The 17,374-nt window shown below is 61.5% G+C and carries 15 protein-coding genes and 1 tRNA gene; 4 read left to right on the top strand and 12 right to left on the bottom strand.

Annotated elements, in window-relative coordinates; translation table 11 throughout:
* Positions 1-294: 294 nt before the first annotated feature.
* The 9 genes from ACWYRN_RS12595 to ybiB form a co-directional block, all read right to left on the bottom strand.
* The gene (locus tag ACWYRN_RS12595; protein ID WP_488692714.1) at positions 295-840 is read right to left on the bottom strand and encodes a hypothetical protein; all 546 of its coding nucleotides are present in this window, start codon (positions 838-840) and stop codon (positions 295-297) included.
* 176 nt (positions 841-1,016) lie between these two features.
* Positions 1,017-2,090: an integrase gene (locus ACWYRN_RS12590; RefSeq protein ID WP_488692713.1), complete on the bottom strand. Its 1,074-nt coding sequence runs from the start codon at positions 2,088-2,090 to the stop codon at positions 1,017-1,019.
* A gap of 106 nt (positions 2,091-2,196) precedes the next feature.
* Positions 2,197-2,275, bottom strand: a tRNA-Ile gene (locus tag ACWYRN_RS12585).
* A 131-nt stretch (positions 2,276-2,406) separates the two neighbouring features.
* Positions 2,407-4,635, bottom strand: coding sequence for an RNA polymerase sigma factor RpoD (rpoD, locus tag ACWYRN_RS12580; RefSeq protein WP_488692712.1), 2,229 nt, complete (start codon positions 4,633-4,635; stop codon positions 2,407-2,409).
* Between the two features lie 267 nt (positions 4,636-4,902).
* The gene (gene dnaG, locus ACWYRN_RS12575; RefSeq protein WP_488692711.1) at positions 4,903-6,699 is read right to left on the bottom strand and encodes a DNA primase; all 1,797 of its coding nucleotides are present in this window, start codon (positions 6,697-6,699) and stop codon (positions 4,903-4,905) included.
* 101 nt (positions 6,700-6,800) lie between these two features.
* Positions 6,801-7,250 carry a GatB/YqeY domain-containing protein gene (locus ACWYRN_RS12570; RefSeq protein ID WP_229437235.1) on the bottom strand — a complete coding sequence of 150 codons (450 nt, stop codon included), beginning with the start codon at positions 7,248-7,250 and terminating at the stop codon, positions 6,801-6,803.
* 133 nt (positions 7,251-7,383) lie between these two features.
* A complete protein-coding gene (rpsU, locus tag ACWYRN_RS12565; protein WP_005665410.1) occupies positions 7,384-7,596 on the bottom strand; it encodes a 30S ribosomal protein S21 in 213 nt (70 codons plus the stop codon).
* A 272-nt stretch (positions 7,597-7,868) separates the two neighbouring features.
* Positions 7,869-9,077: a BaiN/RdsA family NAD(P)/FAD-dependent oxidoreductase gene (locus tag ACWYRN_RS12560; protein ID WP_488692710.1), complete on the bottom strand. Its 1,209-nt coding sequence runs from the start codon at positions 9,075-9,077 to the stop codon at positions 7,869-7,871.
* Positions 9,078-9,205: 128 nt separating this feature from the next.
* Entirely contained in the window at positions 9,206-10,165 is a 960-nt protein-coding gene (ybiB, locus tag ACWYRN_RS12555; RefSeq protein ID WP_488692709.1) for a DNA-binding protein YbiB, read from the bottom strand.
* A gap of 109 nt (positions 10,166-10,274) precedes the next feature.
* On the opposite strand from ybiB, the gene ACWYRN_RS12550 reads away from it, so the two are divergent.
* From ACWYRN_RS12550 to ACWYRN_RS12540, 3 genes are all read left to right on the top strand, one after another.
* The gene (locus ACWYRN_RS12550; protein WP_229437238.1) at positions 10,275-11,336 is read left to right on the top strand and encodes a 3-deoxy-7-phosphoheptulonate synthase; all 1,062 of its coding nucleotides are present in this window, start codon (positions 10,275-10,277) and stop codon (positions 11,334-11,336) included.
* A gap of 274 nt (positions 11,337-11,610) precedes the next feature.
* Positions 11,611-12,651 (top strand): tRNA (adenosine(37)-N6)-threonylcarbamoyltransferase complex transferase subunit TsaD, encoded by a 1,041-nt coding sequence (gene tsaD / locus ACWYRN_RS12545; protein ID WP_488692708.1) that lies wholly within the window; start codon positions 11,611-11,613, stop codon positions 12,649-12,651.
* Between the two features lie 121 nt (positions 12,652-12,772).
* The gene (locus tag ACWYRN_RS12540; RefSeq protein ID WP_488692707.1) at positions 12,773-13,615 is read left to right on the top strand and encodes an endonuclease/exonuclease/phosphatase family protein; all 843 of its coding nucleotides are present in this window, start codon (positions 12,773-12,775) and stop codon (positions 13,613-13,615) included.
* Positions 13,616-13,855: 240 nt separating this feature from the next.
* Here ACWYRN_RS12540 and ACWYRN_RS12535 read toward each other — a convergent pair whose 3' ends face one another.
* The 3 genes from ACWYRN_RS12535 to ACWYRN_RS12525 form a co-directional block, all read right to left on the bottom strand.
* Positions 13,856-14,518: a DsbA family oxidoreductase gene (locus ACWYRN_RS12535; RefSeq protein ID WP_488692706.1), complete on the bottom strand. Its 663-nt coding sequence runs from the start codon at positions 14,516-14,518 to the stop codon at positions 13,856-13,858.
* An 85-nt stretch (positions 14,519-14,603) separates the two neighbouring features.
* Positions 14,604-15,224, bottom strand: a complete 621-nt coding sequence (plsY, locus tag ACWYRN_RS12530) for a glycerol-3-phosphate 1-O-acyltransferase PlsY (protein ID WP_488692705.1) — start codon at positions 15,222-15,224, stop codon at positions 14,604-14,606.
* 69 nt (positions 15,225-15,293) lie between these two features.
* Complete coding sequence (locus ACWYRN_RS12525; protein WP_229437243.1) at positions 15,294-15,785, bottom strand: aminoacyl-tRNA deacylase; 492 nt, start codon at positions 15,783-15,785, stop codon at positions 15,294-15,296.
* A gap of 51 nt (positions 15,786-15,836) precedes the next feature.
* Here ACWYRN_RS12525 and ACWYRN_RS12520 point away from each other — a divergent pair, with 51 nt between their 5' ends.
* A complete protein-coding gene (locus ACWYRN_RS12520) occupies positions 15,837-16,811 on the top strand; it encodes an endonuclease/exonuclease/phosphatase family protein (protein WP_488692813.1) in 975 nt (324 codons plus the stop codon).
* The last annotated feature ends 563 nt before the right edge of the window (positions 16,812-17,374 follow it).

The raw sequence follows: 17,374 nt of genomic DNA, 5'->3' as shown, positions 1-17,374 counted from the left end.
CGCTGCCACGAGAGATTGCTCGTTTGCAGGCGCTTGATTTGATATCTGACCATCTGCAGGCCGGTCTATGGAATCTGGCCGGAAGACCCGGCCGGATTTTGAACGCCCTGCGAGCTGCCTTGAAGAATGAACTCTGAGATTGCCGAGCAGGCCAGGCGCGATCTTGGCCCACCTGGCTAACTCATTCTTTCGGCGCCTGAATTGTTGGGGCCGGCACCTCTGACGATAGTTCCTTGCAAGCGCGTGGCAACCCTGCAGCTTCGGCCCTGGCCACGGCTTGCTAGACCGCTTTCGCTACCAGGCGTTATTCTCGGCCCCAAACATCAACTCCTCAGTGCTTATAGGCATTTGAACCCCGCTGTTAAATTTCGGCTCGACCTGGCTAAACGAATGACAGAACGGGGAATTCTGGCGCATCGAAACGCCTAAGTCGTCCTCTCGCAAGACTGCTGCCTCCAGGTAGGGCGCCGGCATCGCCAACCACTCCCGCCACATGACCCAGTAGCGCGGAAGGCAGAGTTGGTTGCGCTCCCATTTGTCGATCTGTTCGTGGGCTTTCTGGCGTATCCATTCGCCCTGCGGCCCTTCCATGAGCTTCAATATCTGGCGGTGACGCTCGCGGTGTTCGTCGTCCTGTCGCTTTTTTTCCTGGCGTGCAGCTCGACGTAGTTCCAGGAGCTTTGCGGGATCTTTTGGCAACCAGGCGAACTCTCCGGCTTCGTTAAGGTAGGCGGGTGGCAAACCAGCGGCGTCTGCCCGCTCTGCAGCGCGGCGAACCGCAGCTGATGCAGCCGCTTGGCTTTCCGCGCCAAGTATTAATTCTTCCAGACTTTTTGACATATCGCCCCCTCTTTTGAAGCCATTATGAAGCAAAACTCCCAAGGCAAACCATGGCATTAGATGGAAAGATCGAAAGGCGAATTGTGCCTTGGGCCACTCCGGCATTATCGTCTCGCAAAACCTCTGCCGCCCTGTTAGGGTAGGTGAACCCAAGAGGAGCTGGCAAACATTTGACACTACCCTTTCCCCAAGTTGTCGAGTTTTACGACCAAGTCCTCGGCGCGAAGGTGGGTGTATCTCCGCAGCATTTGCATTGACTTGTGACCGCTGATAGACGCTACTTCCTGGTCGCTCAGCCCTGCCTCCACCAAACGGCTTACCGCCTCGTGGCGGAGGTCATGAAATTTGAAGTCAGCGACACCTAGGTCTTTCTTGATATCCCCCCAAACTTTATTGAAGTTGTAGGGCCGGCGTTTTCTATCCTTGCCCGGTTCGCCGAAGAAGATGAGGTTTGTTTCCCCAACGCGGGCCGGGTTATTCAGTGCCAGCCTAAAGTTTTCTGTTGCTGACTTAGAAAGCGGCACTGTGCGTGGTAGTGTATTTTTTGTTTCGATCAGCCGCACAATGCGACGATCCAGGTCGACCTGAGAACATTGCAACGTTGCAATTTCGGACGAGCGCATGCCGGTCTCGATGGCTATACGAACGATCCATCCAAGCATAGGGTTGGAATGAGCATCAACTGCTGCTAGCAGGCGCGTCTCTTCGTCCGAGTTCAGGCGTCGATTACGACCAGGCCCAGGGGACGGACGGCGCAAATTCAACACAGGGTTGTATGGGAGTCCGAGTCCCCACTCTTTCACAGCAACCGTAAACAGATGCCCTATTAGCGCAAGGTCGAGCCTAACGGTGTTGGCTGCACGAGGCTGCGGTTTGCCATCCTTTGGGCGATCTTCACCGGCGAGACGAGTGTCACGATATTCAGCGATTAGCTCCGTAGTGATCGCCGCTAACGAGTACTTTCCAAAAAACGCTACAAGCGAGCGAGACCGGTTTCTCTCCGCATTTTGGGTCAGTGGCCGTTTGGTAGGCGTTACGTCAGCCAAATACCGCTTCATGGCCGCCTCGAAGGTCATTCGCTCCGATGGTCCACGCTGAATGAACAGTCCGCGCACCATCTCGTCCTCAGTCCGACGTGACCAATCATCCGCATCCCTTTTCAGCCGGAACGTTTTAATCGTAGTCGGCCAGCCGGCCTTACGAATGACTGCTTTCCAGCTTCCCGAGGGGGTTTTAACGATCGTCGCCACATGCTCTCCAGTGCTATCGAATTCGCTTACTGTACCGAAATTGTACCGATATGCCCACCGGAAACAAAAAAAGGACCTAGGTTTTCACCTAAGTCCTTGTTTTTATTGGTAGGCCTCCCGTGAGTCGAACACGGCACCAACGGATTATGAGTCCGCTGCTCTAACCAGGCATGAGCTAGAGGCCCAGAAATCGGGACAGTGGCTGAAAGAAAATCTCGCCACCTGCTCCAGCGGCGCGGAACCGTGGAGCAGAGTGGCGAGAGGATATTGCTTTTACACTAGAGCCGTCAAGCTTTAAAGAAGCCGGCAGCCAGAATCAGCTGCTCCCCTCCAGGAAGCTCTTCAGCTTGTCCGAGCGCGACGGATGCCGCAGCTTGCGCAGCGCCTTCGCCTCGATCTGGCGAATCCGCTCACGCGTCACGTCGAATTGCTTACCAACCTCTTCCAGCGTGTGGTCGGTCGACATCTCGATACCGAAGCGCATGCGCAGCACCTTGGCTTCGCGCGGGGTCAGCGAGTCCAACACATCCTTCACCACACCGCGCATCGAGGCATGCAGGGCCGCATCCGACGGCGCCAGCGTGTTGTTGTCCTCGATGAAGTCGCCCAGATGCGAATCGTCGTCGTCGCCGATCGGCGTTTCCATCGAAATCGGCTCTTTCGCGATCTTCATGATCTTCCGGATTTTGTCTTCCGGCATTTCCATCTTGATCGCGAGCGTTGCCGGGTCCGGCTCGGCGCCGGTTTCCTGCAGGATTTGGCGCGAGATGCGGTTCATCTTGTTGATGGTCTCGATCATGTGCACCGGAATACGGATGGTGCGCGCCTGGTCGGCGATCGAGCGGGTGATGGCCTGGCGGATCCACCACGTCGCATACGTCGAGAATTTATAACCGCGGCGGTATTCGAACTTGTCCACCGCCTTCATCAGGCCAATGTTGCCTTCCTGGATCAGGTCGAGGAATTGCAGGCCGCGGTTCGTGTACTTCTTCGCAATCGAAATCACCAGGCGCAAGTTCGCCTCGGTCATTTCGCGCTTGGCCTTGCGGGCCTTCATTTCACCGGCCGCCATCTGGCGGTTGATGTTGCGCAGGTCCGGCAGCGGCAGCACGACGCGTGCTTGCAGGTCGATAAGACGTTGCTGCAGTTCCTTGATCGTCGGGATATTGCGGCCGAGGATGGCGCTGTAGGCGTGGCCGGCGTTCACTTCGCCATCGACCCATTCCAGGTTCGTCTCGTTGCCCGGGAACACTTTAATAAAGTGCGCGCGCGGCATGCCGCAGCGGTTCACGGCGACGTCCAGGATCTGCTTCTCGATGTGGCGCACTTCGTCGACCTGGCCGCGCAGGGTGTCGCACAGCTTTTCCACAACTTTCGCCGTGAAGCGGATGCCCAGCAGTTCGTTCGAGATGGCTTCCTGCGCCTTGACGTAGGCCTTGGAGTTGTAGCCATCCTTCTCAAAGGCCTTGCGCATCTTGTCGAACTGTTGCTCGATGGTGCCGAATTTCTCGAGGGCCGAGGCTTTCAGGGCTTCGAGCTGCTCGGCGGAATAGCCGGCCGCGCCGGTGCTGGCGGCAGCCTCTTCTTCCTCTTCCTCTTCTTCTTCCTCGGCGTCTTCTTCCTCGTCCTCGTCGCTGTCGCTCGAGCTCGGACCGACGGCGCTAGGCGAGGTTTCTTCCGGATCTTCCGGGTCGACCATGCCATCGACGATTTCGTCAATCTTGATCTCGTCGGCTTCGATGCGGTTGGCGGCGGAGATGATTTCGGCGATCGTCACCGGGCAGGCGGAAATGGCCTGGATCATGTCGCGCAGGCCGTCTTCGATGCGCTTGGCGATTTCGATTTCGCCTTCGCGCGTCAGCAGCTCGACCGAACCCATTTCGCGCATGTACATGCGGACCGGGTCGGTGGTGCGGCCGAAGTCGGAGTCGACGGTCGAGAGCGCCGCTTCGGCGGCAGCCTCGGCTTCGTCGTCGCTGGTGACGGTGGCGACGTTATCGGACAGCAGCAGCGTTTCGGCATCGGGCGCGTGTTCGTACACGGCAATGCCCATGTCGTTGAACGTGCCGATGATGCCTTCGATCGCTTCCGGGTCGACGATGTTGTCGGGCAGGTGATCGTTGATTTCCGAGTAGGTCAGGAAGCCGCGTTCCTTGCCGGACTTGATCAGCGCCTTGAGTTTCTGGCGGCGGATCTCGAGCTCTTCTTCGCTCGCTTCGGTGTCGGAGGAGAACGCGTCTTTCAGCAAGGCTTTTTCTTTCGCCTTGCGGTCCTTGGCCTTGGCCTTGTCGACGGCCTTCATTTCGGCGCGTTCGACGGCGTTCAGCGCGGCGACCTCATCGTTCTCAGGCGTGAATTCCTTCGGCTTGCGTCCGCGCCGCCCGGGGACCTTAACGGTCGGCAGCACGTAGCCCGACGTGTCGATGGCGGCCAGGGTGGCGGCATCGGTGGTCTGGCTGACGACAGGCGCGGCACTCGTGCGAACTTCCGCCTTGTCTTGCGCGTTGTCCGCCTTGGCGGACGCTCTGGTGGTTTTGGCAGCCACTTGGGGTTCGGGTTTCTTGGTTGGCACAGGCGCTTTCGATGTCACAACGACGAACTTTACGATGGTTAAAGATAAAGTTTTATTACCTTACAACACCCTGCAAACAGCGTACAACACTGCTTCGCTAACGGAAACTCCACGCGCCTTTTGACACGAAAATCGTTTCAAAGGTTGCAATAGTTAGCGTTTTATTATAGCACGCACCCCTTATTTTTCCAGATACAAACCGTGCCATCAAGGCAACAGTCCGACGCAGGCCCGACGGGGTCAGCGCGGCGACATCGCTGCTTCCGCCTCCTTGGCCAAGAGGTGCTGCTGGGCTGTGATTTCGCGATAGCGAGCACTTACCTGATCTGGGGTCAAGCCGGAAGAAAACAACTGGTTCAACTCCTGTTTCAGGGCATCCATCTTGATTTGCCTCACAGCACTTACCAGCCAGACACGGTCCGCTTCGCTATCCGTCTCGGGTTCCGACGCGATTTCCGCGATGATACGGTCGTACTCGCTCGTCAATTCTTTCAGCTGCTGGGACAAAGCGGCAAAGGTGCCGTACTCGCCCAATGCCTGGGCCATGCCTACCAGGTGGCGCAGGGCGTCGGCGCTTTCCGGGCCAAAATAGTCGAAGGCCTGCAAGGCGCTTTCGTCGAGGTACAGCGACAGCGATGGGTGCGCGACCAGGATGCGCAGCATCTGCAATTCCAGGCCCACCGGCTCCGGACGCCCCTGGCGCGGCGGCGCCTTGCGCACCACCGATACCGGCTTGGACAATTCGAACAGTGCTTCGATCTCGGCTGGCGTCGATTCCGTGAGGCTGGCCAGCATGCGCACGATCTGCAGGCGCAGGCTGGAGGGCGTCATGGCCTGCAGCATCGGCTTCGCGTCGAACTGGGTCTTGGCGCGGCCTTCCGGCGTGCTCAGGTCGTGCTCGCCCGTGACCTCGCGGATCAGGAACTGCGACAGCGGCATCGCTTCGTTGATTTCCTGGGCAAAGGCGTCGGCGCCGAATTCGCGCACATAGCTGTCCGGGTCGTGTTCTTGCGGCAGGAACAGGAACTGGATGGTTTTGTTGTCGCTCACTTGCGGCAGGCAGGCTTCCAGCGCGCGCCGGGCGGCGCGGCGGCCGGCCTTATCGCCGTCGAAACTGAAGATGACGTTGTCGGTCTGGCGCAGCAGCTTTTGCACGTGGGTACTGGTGCAGGCCGTGCCGAGCGTGGCCACGGCTTGCGGGAAGCCGAGCTGGGCCAGGGCGACGACGTCCATGTAGCCTTCCGTTACCAGTACGTAGCCGGCATCGCGGATCGCTTGCCGAGCCTCGAACAGGCCGTACAGTTCCAGGCCTTTCTGGAACAGCGGGGTTTCCGGCGAGTTCAGGTATTTCGGTTCACCGCCGTCGAGCACGCGGCCGCCGAAGCCGATCACCTGCCCCTTGGTGTTTCGGATCGGGAACATGATGCGCTCGCGGAAGCGGTCGTAGCGTTTCTTGTTGCTGCCGTCTTCATCGACTTTATCGATGACCAGTCCGGACTCGACCAGGGCCAGCGCGTCGTAATCCTGGAACACGCTGCGAAGGCTATCCCAGCCGGACGGGGCATAGCCCATGCCGAAGCGGGCGGCAACTTCACCGGTCAGGCCGCGGTTCTTCAGGTAATTGATCGCGTTCGGCGCGTTGCGCAATTGCGCGCGGTAATAGTCACAGGCTTGCGTCAGGGCGTCGGTCATCGCCAGCGATTGTGCCTGCTGGGCGGCGCGTTGCATCGGCGGAATCTTGTCGTCGGCTTCGGGCACAATCATGCCGACGTTCTGGGCCAGGTCTTTCACAGCATCGACGAAACCCATGCCCGAGTATTCGATCAGGAAGCCGATGGCGGTGCCGTGGGCGCCGCAGCCGAAGCAATGGTAGAACTGCTTGGTCGGGCTGACGGTAAAGCTGGGGGATTTTTCGCTATGAAAAGGACACAGCCCCATGAAATTGGCGCCGCCCTTTTTCAGCTGGACGTAGCGCCCAACCACATCGACGATGTCGACACGGTTGAGCAGATCGGTAATGAATGATTGCGGGATCACTTGGTGGTCACAGTGTTTGTCTCAGGTCAGACTATACCGCAGCGCTCGCCACAAATTGATTTGCAACAAGCAGGGGCCGCACAAGACCCCTTTGTGGTACATCAGGCGCCGGACAGCGCTTTTTTGACGAGGTTCGATACAACAGTCATGTCGGCGCGGCCAGCCAGCTTTGGCTTGACGATGCCCATGACCTTGCCCATGTCCTGCGGCCCGGCGGCGCCCGAGGCAGCCACGGCGGCGGCGACTTCGGCGGCGATTTCGTCGTCCGACAGGCCGGCCGGCATATAGGCGACCAGCACTTCGAGTTCGGCCTTTTCGATGTCGGCCAGGTCGGGGCGGTTGCCGGCTTCGAACTGGGTGATCGAATCCTTGCGCTGCTTGATCATCTTTTCGACGATGGCGACGGTTTGCTGTTCGTTCACTTCGATCTGCTCGTCGACTTCCTTGCGCTTGATTTCGGCCAGGATCAGGCGGATGGTGGCCAGCTTGCCGGCTTCCTTGGCGCGCATCGCGGCTTTCATGTCGTTGGTGATTTGTTCTTTCAGGCTCATGGGATCTCCGAATAGTGTGCGGTGCAAACAACAAAACCCGCCGCGGTCACAACCAGGGCGGGTTCAAGAGACTTCTCGCGGCTACCGGGACGGGCATTGCCCACGTCGCCGGATCATGGCCAGCTGGAGAGTCTTAGTACAGCTTCTTAGGCAGTTGCTGGCTGCGGATGCGCTTGTAGTGACGCTTCACGGCAGCTGCCAGCTTGCGCTTGCGCTCTGCAGTTGGCTTTTCGTAGAACTCGCGTGCGCGCAGTTCCGTCAGCAGACCGGTTTTTTCGATAGTGCGCTTGAAGCGACGCATAGCGACTTCGAACGGCTCGTTTTCTTTAAGGCGGATAGTGGTCATGTAAAAATCAAACCGTTGGATTTAGGGAAGAACGAAAGTCTAGCAGGTTTTGACAAGTTGGGGAAGAGTTTACCTTCTTGTGCTGAATTTGCTACATCGTATGGATGGGCTGCTCTTCCGTAGGGTATGCGTGCGTTGTCGGGGCTGTTGCCTGCTCTGTTATCGGTATGTTTGATCCGCGTGGGCAGTGGGGCTGGCTAAATGCCAGCACCACACATGCCCACCCTACGAGATGCGCCGCCGACTTCGATAACGAAAACCTATCCTGCTACTTAGACGCTCTGGCCGGCGACGAAGCCGGAGGCCCAGGCCCATTGGAAATTGTAGCCGCCGAGCCAGCCGGTAACGTCGACGGATTCGCCGATGAAGTACAGGCCAGGCACTTTGTTGGCCATCATGGTTTGCTGGGACAGTTCGCGGGTGTCGACGCCGCCCAGGGTGACCTCGGCCTTGCGGTAGCCTTCCGAGCCGGTCGGGACGATGGCCCAGCGGTTGATGGCGTCGCCGAGCTTGCGCAGTTTGGCATCGGCCATGTCGGCCAGGCGGGCGTCGGGGGCGAAGCCGTTGGCCAGCAGCAGGCCTTCGGCCAGGCGCGCGGGCAGCCATTGCGACAGGACGTTGCCGAGCTGTTTTTTCACCGTGGTTTTCGAGCCGATCAGTTCTTCGGCGACGTCCATTTCCGGCAGCAGGTTCAGCACGATCGGCGTGCCGGGTTGCCAGTAGCTGGAAATCTGCAGGATCGCCGGGCCGGACAGGCCGCGGTGGGTGAACAGCAGGTCTTCGCGGAAGTGGCCCTTTTTGGCCCCCTTCCCTTTGCCGGAACCGGTCGACACTTCCACTTCCAGCGCGATGCCGGCCAGCGGTGCGAATGGCGCCCAGCTCGGGCCGTCGAAAGTCAGCGGCACCAGGCCGGGACGCGGCTCGATGACCTTCAGGTCGAACTGGGTGGCGATGCGGTAGCCAAAATCGGTGGCGCCGATTTTCGGGATCGACAGGCCGCCGGTGGCAATCACGACGCTGGCCGCTTCGATATCGCCATGGTCGGTGGCGATGAAAAAGCCGTCTTCGAATTTCTCGATCGATTCGATCTTGCACGGCATGCGCCAGGCGACTTCGCCTTTCAGGCATTCCGACTTCAGCATGTCGATGATCTGCTCGGCCGATTCGGTGCAGAACAGCTGGCCGCGATGCTTTTCGTGGTGGGCAATGCGGTATCGTTTTACCAGCGCGACGAAATCCTGGGCCGTATAGCGCGATAGCGCACTTTTGCAGAAGTGCGGATTCTCGGACAGGTAGTTCTGGTGCGAGGCATTCACGTTGGTGAAATTGCAGCGCCCGCCGCCGGAAATGCGGATCTTTTCCGCGAGTTTCTCGGCGTGGTCGATCAGCACCACGCGCTTGCCGCGCTGCCCCGCCACGGCCGCAGCCATCATCCCGGCCGCGCCTGCGCCGATTACCGCTACATCGAATTGTTTTGCCATGCTGCTGCCGTGCCCTTCGAACCGAATCGCCAAACCGGCCATTTTACCGCTTCGCGCAAGCAATTCCGAGGGCAGGCATCAAAAACGCCGCGGCGATGCGACGTTCTTGTCAAGGCATCATGACCAACTTAGCTGCGCAAAGCGCGGGCAGCGCGCACGCATTCCGCCACCTGGTTCAGGATCGAACGCGGCACCGGCACCTCGCCGCGCAGGGCAGCCGCGATCCAGCTGGCCGTGGCGGCGGCATCGCGCGCTTCCGGTACGGCGGACAAATCGTCGGTCGGCGCATCGCGTTCGACCAGCAGGGTGCGGGTGCCGGCGTGGAACCAGTCGATCTGCTGGGCGCGATGCGGGTTCGCCACCGTTTCGCCTTCGGTACCGCGCATCAGGAAGGCATCGCCGCGCTCGTGTGGGGCGGCCGTGGTGAAGTATTCGCCCAGCGTTTCCAGGTATTCGGGATGGGTGTAGGAGACCAGGCGCAGCGCCGGGCCTTCGAAAGGCTGCAGGATCTTGACGACCGTGTGGGTCGAGTTGCGCACGCCCAGGATGCGGCGCAGCGACAATTGGTGGGCCAGTGCCGGCGCCAGGGTCTCGATGGGCATGAAGGCCGGGCGGCGCGCGGCAAAGGCGTCCTGCAGCTCGGCGCTGGAGCCGGCCTCGGCCAGGCCCATCTCGCCCAGGATTTCGGCGGTGGTTACGCGGCCCGGGTCGGTGCGCACGCCGTGCACCAGCGTCGGCACGCCCTCGCGCGCCAGCAACAGCGCCAGCAGCGGCGTCAGGTTGGCCAGCTTGCGCGCGCCGTTGTAGCTGGGGATGAGCACCGGCGCGTATTCTCCAGCGGGGCTGGGCAGCGGCGCAAAGGAGCGCTCGGCGGCGTCCATGAAGCCGGCCAGCTCCTCGACGGATTCGCCCTTGATGCGCATGGCAAGCAAAATGCCGCCGAGTTCGAGGTCCGACACGCGGTTTTCCAGCATGGCGCCATATAACTGGGCTGCGTCTTCGCGCGACATGCTGCGCGCGCCTTTGACGCCGCGGCCGATCTCCTTGATGAAGCGGGCGGCGGGGAATTGGTCGTTGTGAGTTTGCATCGCGTTACTTTACACCGATGTGTGGACGGCCGGCTTTTGCGCTGTTTGGTGCACCAATGCATTTTTGGCGCTACACTGGCCGATCCGACTTTTGCCCCACGGACGCATCATGCAGATCACACCAGATATCGAAAATACCAACGTTACCTCGTTCGGGCGCATGCCTACCCCGACCGAGCTGCACGCCAAGCTGCCGCTGACCGAGCGCGCTTTCTCCACCGTCATGGAAGGCCGCGCCGCCTTGCGCGACATCCTCGACCGCAAGGACAAGCGCCTGTTCGTGGTCGTCGGCCCCTGCTCGATCCACGATCCGGAAGCGGGCCTCGATTATGCGCGGCGCCTGAAAGCCCTGCAGGAAGAAGTGGCCGATACGATGCTGCTGGTGATGCGGGTGTATTTCGAAAAACCGCGCACCACTACCGGCTGGAAGGGCTATATCAACGATCCCTTCATGGACGATTCCTTCCAGGTCGACGTCGGCATGGAGCGTGCGCGCCAATTCCTGCTGGACGTGTGCGAACTCGGTTTGCCGACCGCCACCGAGGCGCTCGATCCGATTTCGCCGCAATACCTGGGCGACTTGATTGCCTGGACCGCCATTGGGGCCAGGACCACCGAATCGCAGACGCACCGCGAAATGTCATCGGGTCTGTCGACGCCGGTCGGATTCAAGAATGGCACCGATGGCGACGTGAGCATCGCGATCAATGCGGTGCTGTCGTCGGCCAATCCGCATGCGTTCCTGGGTATCAACGACAAGGGCACGGTATCGATCGTGCGTACCCGCGGCAACGCCTATGGGCACGTGGTACTGCGCGGGGGCGGCGACCGGCCGAACTACGATTCGGTGTCGGTGACGATTGCCGAGCAGGCGCTGACCAAGGCCAAGCTGCCGGCCAACCTGGTGGTCGATTGCTCGCATGCGAACAGCTATAAAAAGCCGGAACTGCAGCCGCTGGTGATGTCGGACGTGATCCAGCAGATCAAGCACGGCAACCGCTCGCTGGTGGGCGTGATGATCGAGTCGAATATCGTGGCGGGGAACCAGCCGATTCCGTCGGATTTGTCGCAACTGAAGTATGGGTGCTCGGTGACGGATGGCTGTATTGGCTGGGACGATACGGTGGCGATGCTGCGTAGCGCGCACAAGGAGCTGCTGCAGCGTCCTTGATCGGTAACTTGCAGGATTGCGGCGCTGGATAATGGCGCCGCTTTGGTAGGGTGGACACCTGTGTCCACGCGGTTTCACCGTTCGCATATACGCGCCAGGGCCGCAGGGCCGAACGCCGTGAGACAGCGTGGACACAGGTGTCCACCCTACGCCAATGCGTCGGTCGCAGGCCGTAACACCGGCGTCGTCAGGTATTTGCCCAACGTCCCCCGCAGCGCCAGCAGTCCGGGTGCTTTACAATACCGGATTCCGCTTTCCCCTCCCCTCTGTTCCCATGATTGTTCTCGGCGTCGAATCCTCCTGCGATGAAACCGGCCTGGCTCTGTACGATACCGAGCGCGGCCTGCTGTCCCATGCCCTGCATTCGCAGGTGGCCATGCACGAAGAATACGGCGGCGTGGTGCCGGAACTGGCCTCGCGCGACCATATCCGCCGCGCCCTGCCCCTGCTCGAACAGACGCTGACAAAGGCCGGCATCGCCAAGAACGACATCGACGCCATCGCCTACACCCAGGGCCCCGGCCTGGCCGGTGCGCTGCTGGTCGGCTCCTCGGTGGCCTGCAGCCTGGCCCTGGCGCTGGATAAACCCGTGCTCGGCGTGCACCACCTCGAAGGCCACCTGCTGTCGCCGCTGCTGGCGAGCGAGCGTCCGGATTTTCCCTTCATCGCCCTGCTGGTATCGGGCGGCCACACCCAGCTGATGCGCGTCGACGGCGTCGGCCGCTACACGCTGCTGGGCGAAACCCTGGACGATGCCGCCGGCGAAGCCTTTGACAAGTCGGCCAAGCTGCTCGGCCTGGGTTACCCGGGCGGGCCGGCGATTTCGCGCCTGGCGGAATTCGGCGATCCGGCTGCCTACACCCTGCCGCGCCCGATGCTGCACTCGAAGGATTTCAATTTCAGCTTCTCGGGCCTGAAGACGGCGGTGCTCACCGTGGTGAAGAACCACGAGGAAAAGGTGATCGCGAATATCTGCGAGCAGGACAAGGCGAACATCGCGCGCGGCTTCGTCGATGCGATCGTCGACGTGCTGGTGGCCAAGTGCGTGAACGCGCTGCGCCATACCGGCCTGAAGCGCCTGGTGATTGCCGGCGGCGTGGGCGCCAACAAGCAGCTGCGCGAGGCCTTGAACGCGGCCGCGGCCAAGCGCAAGTTCCGCGTGTTTTATCCGGAGCTGGAATTCTGCACCGATAATGGCGCGATGATCGCCTTTGCCGGCGCCATGCGCCTGGAAAAGAACCCGGCGCTGGCCGTGCGCGACTACGCGTTCAACGTCCGCCCGCGCTGGCCGCTGGACGAGCTGGAAGCGGCCTGAGGCGGGGCTCCCAAGGCGCCCTGCCGGTAATGAACTTGCAACGCTGACACCGATCCTACCGTGTGACCGCCGTGCGCCAAAGAATGGCACACTCTGACGGTTCAGTTTTCGGAGGTCCTACATGCGCGTTGTGAGTTGGAACATCCATTGGGGCTGTGGAAGGGACGGGCGCATCCGTATCCACGCGATCATCGATGTGCTGCGCAAGCTTAATCCAGACGTCATCTGCCTGCAGGAAGTAGCTGCCAATCATCCTGAGCTCGAAGGAAGCGCGACCGCGAACCAGTTCAAGCAACTGGCCGGCGCGTTTGGCGGCTACCATGCCATCGATTATGCCCCGAGCGAAATCTACCGCAACAATGTTCCCCGCCTGTTCGGCAACCTGATTCTTTCCAAGTACCGCATCACCCAGGCCCACCGGCATTCGCTGCCCTGGCCGTTTGACCCTGTATCGCCGGGCATGCCGCGTGGGGCGATCGAAGTCGTGCTCGATACGCCGCGCGGCAAGCTGCGGGTGGTGACCACCCACCTTGAATATTATTCGCAGTTGCAGCGCGGGGCCCAGGTAGGGCGGCTGCGCGAACTGCATGCGCAGGCCTGTTCGCGGGCGCGCGCTTTCCAGCCGAATCCGGAGATGGATGCACCGTTCCAGCTGGGCGAATTGCCGGCGTCGGCGATTTATTGTGGGGATTTCAATTTGCAGCCGGGATCGGAGGAATACGAGGCGCTGCTGGCGCCGCCCTTATCCGGGGAATTGGCGCTGGTGGATGCGTGGCGGGCGCGGCATCCGGACCATGCGCGGGCGCCGACGGCGGGGCTGCATGGGTTTGCGTGGCCGGAGAAGCCGGATTGCTATGACTATTTCTTTGTGACCGAGGATTTACTGCCGAGGATTGGGGAGGTGGAGGTGCAGTCGGAGACGGCGGTGTCGGATCATCAGCCGATTGTGCTTGATCTGGTGTGAAGCGGTTGTGGGTGATCTTCTGGATGCGGTGGCAAGATGCCGGCGGTTCGATCGCGTGAAGCGGCAACACGATGCAGGCGTTCGCGTGGGCACGGGGTGCCCACCCTACGATGTCTAGCCAACACAATTTGCACACGTAGGGTGGGCACCCCGTGCCCACGCGGAACGCACCGCCGTGTTGGCCCTGTTTGAATCCCGCTGCCAACCGCCCCGCAGCGCATCCAGTAGATCAGTCGAACATCACCCCAGCGCCTGCTCCCCCTGCGCCGAAATCTCGCGCAGCGCCCGCTCGAACACGTCCGGCGGCTGCCCACCCGAAATCAAATGCCGCTGGTTGATGATAATCGCCGGCACCGAACGAATCCCCGCCTTCTGGAAGAAGTGTTCGGTCTCGCGCACCTCGTCGGCATACTCGCCCGATTCCAGCACGCGCTGGGCTTCGGCCGTATCCAGCCCGACCTGCCCCGCCACGCGCACCAGCAGCTCGCGCGAGCTCGGGTCTTCGCAGTGGGTGAAATAAGCTTCGAACAGCGCCAATTTGAGCGCGTGCTGGCGGCCCTGCTCTTCGGCCCAGTGCAGGAGGCGGTGGGCGTCGAAGGTGTTGTAGATGCGGCCGCGGCGCGCCATGTCGAACTGGAAGCCGACCGCTTCGCCGCGCTGGCGGATCTGTTCGCGCGACTGGATCTGCTGCTCGAGCGGGGCGCCATACTTCTCGGTGATGTGCTCGACGATGTCCTGGCCCTCGGGACCCATGTCCGGGTTCAACTCGAAGGGCTGGAAATGCAGGTCGATGGTGACATCCGGCGCCACGCGCTCGATGGCCTGCTCCAGCGACTTGAGGCCGATCGCGCACCACGGGCACGACACGTCCGATACGAAATCAATCCTCAATTGCTTGCTCACGCGACACCGCCTTCCTGAAATGAATACCGGCGCAGGATGCGCCGGCTGTCCACCCATATGGGCATGCTTGCGAGAGAATCAAGCTTTACTTCTTCTTGGCCCCCGCCGCCTTGCTGCCGATGCGCGACTCCTTGCCGGCGATCAGGTTGCCGATGTTGGTGCTATGGCGGTACAGCAGCAGCGAGCTCATGGCGACTACCGCGAACAGGATGGCATCGACGCCGAACAGCAGGCCATAGTAGAACGGCGCAAAGACGGAGGCGATCAGCGCCGCCAGCGAGGAATAGCGGAAGGCATAGGCTACCACCAGCCAGGTAACCAGGGTCGCCAGGCCCAGCCAGACGTTCAGGCCGAGCAGCACGCCGAGGGCAGTCGCCACGCCCTTGCCGCCGACGAAGCGGAAGAACACCGGCCACAGGTGGCCGAGGAAGACCGCGATCGACACCAGTGCAATGCCGGTCTCGTCGATGCCGAAGTCGGCGCCGAAATGCACCGCCAGGAACACGGCCAGCCAGCCCTTGGCGCCGTCGCCGATCAGGGTGGCGATCGCCGCCTTTTTACTGCCGCTGCGCAGCACATTGGTGGCGCCGGGGTTTTTCGAGCCATAGGTGCGCGGGTCGGACAGGCCGAACACGCGGCTCATCACCACGGCAAAGGAAATCGAGCCGATCAGGTAGGCGGCAACGACAGCGATCAGTGTATTCATGTTGTCTTTCTAATATTTCTCACATGTAAAGCGAGCGTGAATATACACTAGCCGGCCGGGCGGCGATAGTCAGTCGGCCAGCGCACACTGCACCGGCTTCGCGCCGAGCACATCGACCAGTACCTGCGGCGCAATCCCGACCAGGTAGCCGCGCCGGCCGCCGTTGATGTAGATTTTTCCCAGCGCCAGGATGCTCTCTTCCACGTAGACCGGCATCGCCTTTTTCGTGCCGAAGGGCGAGGTGCCGCCCACCAGGAAGCCCGAATGGCGCTGGGCCACCTCGGGTTTGCAGGGTTCGACCGCCTTGCAGCCGATCGCGCGCGCCAGGTTCTTGGTCGAGACCTTGCGGTCGCCGTGCATCAGCACGATCAGCGGACGCGCCGCTTCGTCCTGCATCACCAGGGTCTTGACCACGTCGTGTTCGGGCACGCCCAGCTCGCGCGAGGATACCGCCGTGCCGCCGTGTTCCTCATAGGCGTAGGGATGCTCGGAAAATACCACGGCGTGCTTGCGCAGCCAGGCGGTGGCGGGCGTTTCTGAGACGTGCTCTTTCTTGGCCATGCGTGATACGCTAATCACTGGAATAAAGGGGTTTCTATTATGCAGCAACTGATACAGCAAGAGCTACGTTTTGCGACGTTCAACGTCTGCAACCTGGCGCCGCCGGGCGTGAAGCTCTACGACAATCTGCTGCCGACGACCCAGGAAGAATACGAAGCCAAGCTGGACTGGACGGCGCACCAGATCGACCTGCTCGATGCCGACGTCATCGGCTTCCAGGAAATCTTCTCGCAGGCCACCTTGCGCGAAGTGCTGGCGCGCACGCGGCGCTACCGCGAAGCCTTCCATGCCGGCTTCGACCCCGACCCGGCCGCCATGCGCCTGACCCCGAGCGTGGCCCTGGTCTCGCGCCTGCCGCTGGTGGTGCCGGCCCAGCCCCTGCGCGACTTCCCGCGCGGGATCGAGCTGCCCCAGGGCAGCCGCGACGCCGCCCGCTTCACCCGCGCGCCGCTGCATGCCATCGTCCAGGTCTCGCCCGATGTATCGGTCGACGTGGTGGTGGTGCACCTGAAGTCGCGCCGCCCCGACTACCGCACCGGCGACACCGGCGAAGACCCGGCCCTGTACGCCCTCGCCTGCCTGCGTTCGCTCATCCGGCGCGGCACCGAGGCGGCGGCCCTGCGCGTGCTGCTCACCGAAATGGGCCGCGCCAACCACCGCCCGCGCGTGGTGCTGGGTGACTTCAACGACGTCGCCGATTCGGTCACCACCGGCATCGTGCTCGGCGCCGGCGCGCCGATGGCCGACCGCCTCTACGACGCCAACGAGGTGCAGCGCCGCGTCGACCATGCGCGTCACATCGGTTTCTCGTGCGTGCATGAGGGCCATTACTCGACCATCGACCACATCCTGGTGTCGGAAGAATTCAATGCCGCCCTGCCGGATGCCATCGGCGAAGTGGTCGAAGTGCTCTACCTGAACGACCACCTCGACCTGGCCCTGCCCGAAGCCTCGGACCACGGCCAGGTGCTGGCGCGCATCCGCCTGTTCGACGAAAGCCACGGGCTGCGCGACGCGGGGATGTGAGTATTACATTCGTGGTGCGCGCATTCGACTACGTTGGATGGCCTGTTCATTCGTGGTGCGCGCATTCCTGCGATATTTCTCGTACGGTGGGCACACCGTGCCCACGCGGAACGCGCTTCAGTGTTGGCAGCATTCCAGCCCGGCGCTACGCGTTGAGGCAAGGTATCTGGGAGCACATCGTTACAGCCACGCTCGGGCAGGCTTTGAGCCACCGATATGCTCCGGGATATCGCTCATCGGAGCGGAGAGCAACGATGGAAACCAGCTAACACTGCGGCGCGTTCCGCGTGGGCACGGGGTGCCTAGCGCGGCCCGGCCCACCCTACGATCATCCACCTTACAGGCCACGCCAACGCCGGCCAGCATTCAATCGGATAGACCCCGGAACGCCGCGTTCCGTCCCGCTTTTTTGCATTTCATCGTCCGTATTCGGCTGCTTGTCGCATTCCGATGGCGGTCAATGTTGCCAATTTCTATAGTCTCGACCATGCGCAAGTAGCTCCGTCTTCCAAGGGAAAGGTGGAGCACGGGCGCTACCACTCATCCGCTTTCCAACAATACCA

It is taken from the genome of Massilia sp. BAP21 (genome assembly GCF_057801335.1).
This window is presented reverse-complemented; position numbering and strand designations above follow the sequence as displayed.